Below are 314 nucleotides of genomic sequence, written 5' to 3' on the forward strand. Positions count from 1 at the left end.
ACTAAAGCAAAACCGGGACCAGGCATCATTATAATAAGGAGTGCTGTAAGGATAAATAGCATATAATTTTCCATGTTATGGTATTTCCTTTCTGATTTTTAGTTTCGCTTATAGTATAGCTTTTTTCCTTAAAACATTAAATATAAAAAGTGTGATCAGGATAGTATCATAAACTTTCAAGGAGTTGTAATTGAATTATAGAGGGCTTCACTTGAATAATGTTCTTCTGTAAATGAGCGTTTTTTAATTACTTTTTCTCGGAACACTCTTAATTTTCTTTCGTTTATCGAGGGTATTAGTATCAACTTGACCAA

1 pseudogene is annotated in these 314 nt (G+C 30.6%); it reads right to left on the bottom strand.

Annotated features, from left to right (window positions below):
• Nucleotides 1-74: pseudogene (locus ACQRBL_RS04845) on the bottom strand (LysE family translocator); the annotation flags it as partial.
• Nucleotides 75-314: the final 240 nt, after the last annotated feature.

Origin of the sequence: Bacillus sp. AF62, assembly GCF_050312695.1 — a bacterium.
In the GTDB taxonomy this organism is placed as follows: domain Bacteria; phylum Bacillota; class Bacilli; order Bacillales; family Bacillaceae_G; genus Bacillus_A; species Bacillus_A cereus.